General features: G+C 73.1%; 3 protein-coding genes and 3 pseudogenes. 4 read left to right on the top strand and 2 right to left on the bottom strand.

The features are described 5' to 3' along the window. Window positions 1–260: pseudogene (locus tag H5J29_RS19575) on the bottom strand (aminoglycoside phosphotransferase family protein); the annotation flags it as partial. 135 nt (window positions 261–395) lie between these two features. On the opposite strand from H5J29_RS19575, the pseudogene ychF reads away from it, so the two are divergent. The 4 genes and pseudogenes from ychF to H5J29_RS19590 form a co-directional block, all read left to right on the top strand. Beyond that, a pseudogene (gene ychF / locus H5J29_RS35220) lies at window positions 396–1,451 on the top strand (redox-regulated ATPase YchF); the annotation flags it as partial. Next, window positions 1,428–3,431 (top strand): xanthine dehydrogenase family protein molybdopterin-binding subunit, encoded by a 2,004-nt coding sequence (locus H5J29_RS19580; protein ID WP_246394067.1) that lies wholly within the window; start codon window positions 1,428–1,430, stop codon window positions 3,429–3,431. The pseudogene ychF and the gene H5J29_RS19580, both read left to right, overlap by 24 nt. Window positions 3,432–3,506: 75 nt before the next feature. Further along, window positions 3,507–4,346: a fumarylacetoacetate hydrolase family protein gene (locus H5J29_RS19585; RefSeq protein WP_181782501.1), complete on the top strand. Its 840-nt coding sequence runs from the start codon at window positions 3,507–3,509 to the stop codon at window positions 4,344–4,346. After that, window positions 4,343–5,074 (top strand): maleylpyruvate isomerase family mycothiol-dependent enzyme, encoded by a 732-nt coding sequence (locus H5J29_RS19590; RefSeq protein WP_312858312.1) that lies wholly within the window; start codon window positions 4,343–4,345, stop codon window positions 5,072–5,074. The genes H5J29_RS19585 and H5J29_RS19590 overlap by 4 nt, the downstream gene beginning before the upstream one ends. A 64-nt stretch (window positions 5,075–5,138) precedes the next feature. On the opposite strand, the pseudogene H5J29_RS19595 reads toward H5J29_RS19590, so the two are convergent. Next, a pseudogene (locus tag H5J29_RS19595) lies at window positions 5,139–5,353 on the bottom strand (hypothetical protein); the annotation flags it as partial.

Genomic DNA, 5,353 nt, shown 5'->3' on the forward strand with positions numbered 1-5,353 from the left:
AGGCCGGGCAGGTGCGGATCGTGCGGCCAGGCCCAGAGGGCGACGCGCAGGCCGTCGGACTCGAGGACCATGGCCTCGGCGGGCAGGGTGCCGGTGGCGGCGACCAGGGTGCGGGCGGTGCCGTCGGCCAGCAGCACGGAGTGTCGGACGACGGCGGACCCGTTGGGCTGCACCGACACCGAGACCGGGCGGGTCGTCCGCAGGCCGGGGCAGGCAGCGGCGAGGAGGGCGGGATCGAGCAGCGGTGCGGCGGGGTTCACGGTCCGACGGTGGGGCACGGGCGTGGGAGCCCGATGACACGCCGATGAGGGTCCGCTCACGAACCGACCGGCTCTGGCCTGTGTTCGACCCACCCCGCAGGCTCCGCCGGCCGCCGTCGCCTACCCTCGATGCTCGTGTCCCTCACCCTCGGCATCGTCGGGCTGCCCAACGTCGGCAAGTCGACCCTGTTCAACGCCCTGACGCGCAACGACGTGCTCGCCGCGAACTACCCGTTCGCGACCATCGAGCCCAACGTCGGTGTGGTGCCGCTGCCCGACTCCCGGCTCGAGAAGCTGGCCGAGATCCACTCGTCGGCCAAGGTCGTGCCCGCTGTGGTGTCGTTCGTCGACATCGCGGGGATCGTGAAGGGTGCGTCGGAGGGCGCGGGGCTGGGCAACAAGTTCCTCGCGAACATTCGCGAGTCCGATGCGATCTGCCAGGTCGTCCGCGTCTTCACCGACGACGACGTCGTGCACGTGGACGGTCGCGTCGACCCCGCCTCGGACATCGAGACCATCTCGACGGAGCTGATCCTCGCGGACCTGCAGACGCTGGAGAAGGCGATCCCGCGGCTCACCAAGGAAGCGCGGATGCAGAAGGACCGCCGCCCGGTCCTGGAGGCCGCGGAGTCCGCCGCCGAGATCCTCAACGGCGGCAAGACCCTGTTCGCCGCGGGTGTCGACGCCGAGCCGCTGCGCGAGCTGACCCTGCTGACCACCAAGCCCTTCCTCTACGTGTTCAACGCGGACGAGGGCGTGCTCACCGACGACGCCCGCCGCAAGGAGCTCTCGGACCTCGTCGCCCCCGCGGAGGCCGTGTTCCTCGACGCCAAGGTCGAGTCCGAGCTGCTGGAGCTGGACGAGGAGTCGGCCCGCGAGCTGCTGGAGTCCATCGGCCAGCCCGAGCCGGGCCTGTACTCGCTGGCCCGCGCGGGTTTCCGCACGCTGGGCCTGCAGACCTACCTCACCGCAGGCCCCAAGGAGGCCCGCGCCTGGACGATCCACCAGGGCGACACCGCCCCCCAGGCCGCGGGCGTGATCCACTCCGACTTCGAGAAGGGCTTCATCAAGGCCGAGATCGTCTCCTACGACGACCTCGTCGCCGCGGGCTCGATGGCCGCCGCCAAGTCCGCGGGCAAGGTCCGCATGGAGGGCAAGGACTACGTGATGGCGGACGGGGACGCGGCCGAGCTGGTGGAGGTCGACTACGACCCGCTGCCCGCCGTCGTCGACCCGGAGGCGGCGCTCGCGCCGGACGCCGAGCTGCAGTTCCCGGAGCTCGGGAGCAACGTCGCGGGCGGGCTGCGGGTCGCGGACGGCGCGGCGGCGCTGGACGGCGCCGAGGTGGTCGTGCGGGCGCGGATGGTCAACCAGCGGCTCGCCGTGGTCCCGATGGAGGGCAACGCGATCCTGGCGGACCCGACCACCGGGGACTTCCCGCTGACCGTGCACGTCTCCACCCAGATGCCGCACGGCTTCCGCAACCAGCTCGTGGGCATCTTCGGCTACGAGCAGGACCAGGTCCGGGTGATCGCGCCGCACGTCGGCGGAGGGTTCGGCGGCAAGGCCGGGATGATCGGCGAGCACACGGCGACGATCGGGGCCGCCCGCGCTCTGGGCAGGCCGGTCGCGTGGGTGGAGACCCGCTCGGAGAACCTGCAGTCGATGCCGCACAGCCGCGGGCAGATCGCCTACTACGAGCTCGGCCTCACCCGCGAGGGCCGGATGACCGGCCTGCGGTGTCGGGTGGTCGGGGACGCGGGCGCCTACTCCGGCTTCGGCGGCGCACTGCCGATCCACCAGACCTACACGATGGCCCCGGGCGTCTACGACATCCCCAAGGTCGGCTACGACGTCGTCTCGGCGATGACCACGACCACGCCGATGGGGGCCTTCCGGGGCGCCGGGCGCCCGGAGGCGGCCGCCCACATCGAGCGGCTGGTGGATCTCGCCGCCGCCGAGCTGGACCTCGACCCGGCGGAGCTGCGCCGCCGCAACTTCCTCGACCCGGCGGCGTTCCCGCTGGTCACGCAGACCGGCGCGCACTACGACGTCGGCGACTACGACCTCCCGCTGCGCGAGGCGCTGCGGCTCGGGAACTACGAGAAGCTCCGCGAGGAGCAGGCCGCGCGCCGCGAGTCCGGGGACCCGGTGCAGCTCGGCATCGGGCTCGCCGTCTACGTGGAGATCACCGCGGGCGGGGGCGGGAGCGAGTACGGCTCGGTGCGGGTGCACCCCGACGGCACCGCGACCGTCCAGGCGGGCACCTCGGCGCACGGGCAGGGCCACGCCACGTCGTTCGCGATGCTCGTCGCGGACCGGCTCGGCATCCCGTTCGACAACATCCGCTACGAGCAGTCGGACACCGCAAGCGTGCCGCGGGGCGGCGGCACCGGCGGGTCGCGGTCGTTGCAGATGGGCGGGTCGGCGGTCCGGGTGGCGGCGGACGACGTCAGGGCGCAGGCCGTCCGACGGGCGGCCACGCTGCTCGAGGCGAACGCCGACGACGTCGAGCTGACCGAGGACGGCGCCTTCGGCGTGGTCGGCGTGCCCTCGGTGACCGTGTCCTGGGAGCAGGTCCTGGCGGAGGGCGAGATCTTCGCGGGCGTGGACGAGAAGCAGGAGGGCGCGACCTTCCCGTTCGGGGCGCATCTGTCGGTGGTCGAGGTGGACACCGAGACCGGGCGGGTCACGCCGCGTTCGCACCTCGCCGTCGACGACTGCGGTCGGATCCTCAACCCCCTCCTGGTGGAGGGCCAGCAGCACGGCGGGCTCGCCCAGGGCATCGCGCAGGCGCTGTTCGAGGAGGTGCTGTTCGACGCCGACGGCAACCCCATCACCGGCACCCTCGCGGACTACCACATCCCGACGGCGGCGGACCTCTTCTCGTTCGAGGCCGTCACCACCGAGACCCCCACCCCCATGAACGTGCTGGGCGCCAAGGGGATCGGCGAGTCCGCGACCATCGGCTCCACCCCCGCCGTACAGAACGCGGTCATCGACGCGCTCGCGCCCTTCGGCGTCACGCACATCGACCTGCCGTGCACGCCGGAGCGGGTCTGGCGGGCGGTGCAGAGCGGCGGCGGGGACCCGTGGCGGGAGCCGCCCGCGGTGTTCGCGGACCTCCCGGTGCGTGGCGCGGACATCGAGGACGAGAGTGGGGCGATCTGACCCCGGGGCTGAATTCGGGCGGCCGGTGGCGCAGACTCATCGCGTGACACGAGGAGCGAGCGTGGAGCGCACGCGATGAGGTTGGCCACCATCCGGACCGCCGCGGGGACGCGCGCCGTCCGGGTCGACGGGACCACCGCCACCGAGACGGGCGACGCGGACCTGCGGGGGCTGTTGTCCCGGCCGGACTGGCGGGCGCACGCCGAGGCCGCGGCGGGCCCCGCGCACCCGGTGGCGGGCCTCGACTACGCCCCCCTCGTGCCCAGCCCGGAGAAGATCATCTGTGTCGGGCTGAACTACCGGGACCACGTCCTGGAGATGGGCCACGAGCTCCCCGAGTACCCCACGGTCTTCGCGAAGTACGCCCCGGCGCTGGTCGGCGCGTACGACGAGATCGAGCTCCCCACCGTCTCCGAGCAGGTGGACTACGAGGCCGAGCTGACCGTGGTGATCGGCTCGCCGGTACGGAACGCGGACGACGCCGAGGCGGCGGCGGCGATCGCCGGGTACACCGTGCTGAACGACGTGAGCGTGCGGGACTACCAGAACCGCACCAAGCAGTTCCTGCAGGGCAAGACCTTCGAGCACTCCACCCCGCTCGGGCCGGTGCTGGTCACCCCGGACGAGCTCGGGGGGCACGGGTCGACCGACGGCGGCTGGGCGATCACCTCCACGCTCGACGGCGAGGTCATGCAGTCCTCCACCACCGACCAGCTCGTCTTCGGCGCGGTGGAGCTGGTGAGGTACCTGTCGGCGATCCTCACGCTCAACCCCGGGGACGTCATCGCCACCGGCACGCCCGGCGGTGTCGGGCACGCGCGCACGCCCCCGCGCTACCTCACCGACGGGGCCGAGCTCGTCACCGCGATCGAGGGCGTCGGCGAGTGCCGCAACGTCTGCCGGCTCGCGAAGTGACCCGCACGCTGAGGGAGACGCTCGCCTGGGCCGGGGACGGCGCCGCGCACCTGCGCGGGCTGATGGACCGGATGGGCGACGACGCCTTCGCCGCCCCCTCCGCGCTGGCGGGCTGGACGCGGGCCCACGTGCTCAGCCACGTGGCCCGCAACGCCGACGCGATGATGAACCTCCTGCACTGGGCGCGGTCGGGGGAGGAGACCCCCGCGTACGCGAGCCGCGAGCAGCGGGACGCGGACATCGCGGCCGGTGCGGAGCGGGAGCCCACCGCGATCCGCGAGGACGTCGTGGCCACCTCGGACAAGCTGGCGCAGGTGGTCAAGGCCATGCCGGAGGAGGCGTGGTCCGCCACGATCCGCAACGCGCAGGGTGTGGAGGTGCCCGCCACGGAGATCGCGTGGATGCGGGCCCGCGAGATGTGGATCCACTCGGTCGACCTGGACGTCGGCGCCTCGTTCGAGGACTTCCCGCGGCCGATGCTGTGCGAGCTGGTCGGCGACGTGGCCGCCCTGCTCGGCACGCGCGAGGGCGTGCCGGGGGTGCGGCTGGTCGCCGACGACCAGGACCAGGTCTGGACGATCGGGACGGGGTCGGTCACCGTGTCGGTCGAGGCGCCGGTGGCGGACCTGGCCTCCTGGGTCTCCGGCCGCGCCCGCTCGCGTCGGGTGCGGGCCCGCACGGCCGACGGCGAGCGCACCGAGGTCCCGCAGCTCCCGGCCTGGCTCTAGCAGAATGAGCGAACGGCACTCTCGCTCACTAGGTGTGAGCGAGAGTGCCGTTCGCTCATAGGGGTCAGCGGCCGTCGAGCTTCGACTGGAGGGCGTCGAGGCGGGTGAGGGCCTCGTCCAGCCTCGCGTGGAGCACCGCGACCTCCGCGGAGAGCAGGGCGACGGTGCCCGGGTCCTCGGCGACCGGAGCAGTGGCCGGCGCCGGTTCGGCCGTGTCGTCGGTGCGCGGCGTGCCGTCGGCGCCGTCGAGCAGCACCTGCTCGATCTCCGCCAGCTCCC

Source organism: Pseudonocardia pini (genome assembly GCF_013870575.1).
In the GTDB taxonomy this organism is placed as follows: domain Bacteria; phylum Actinomycetota; class Actinomycetes; order Mycobacteriales; family Pseudonocardiaceae; genus Pseudonocardia; species Pseudonocardia pini.